Genomic DNA, 429 nt, shown 5'->3' on the forward strand with positions numbered 1-429 from the left:
ACAACATGGAAAATCTTATGGTCAAGCAGGAAAACGGCGCTGAAGAAGCCGGCAAGGCGGTAGGTGATATTAAAGCTAATATTGACAGCCTTAACAAAATGATAGAAGAACAGACTGAAAGCGTAAATTTGTCGTCTTCAGCCATTGAAGAAATGACAGCTAACATTCACTCGGTAACCCAGACGCTTGCAGAAAACAGCAAGAACGTTGGCGTTTTAGTCGAAGCGTCAGAGAACGGTAAAACAGGACTCCAGACAGTCGCGCAGGAAATAGGGGAAATAGCCCATGATTCCGAAGGGCTTTTGGAAATAAATTCGGTGATGAACAGTATCGCAAGCCAGACCAATCTGCTTTCGATGAATGCCGCGATTGAGGCGGCTCACGCCGGAGAAATCGGCAAGGGTTTTGCCGTAGTCGCCGATGAAATCC

Annotated in this window: 1 protein-coding gene; it reads left to right on the top strand. The window is 46.9% G+C overall.

What is annotated here, in order from left to right:
- A partial coding sequence (locus ACYVRA_RS09250; protein WP_461252409.1) for a methyl-accepting chemotaxis protein occupies positions 1-429 on the top strand: 429 nt, incomplete at both ends.

This window comes from Treponema sp. R8-4-B8 (assembly GCF_054786175.1).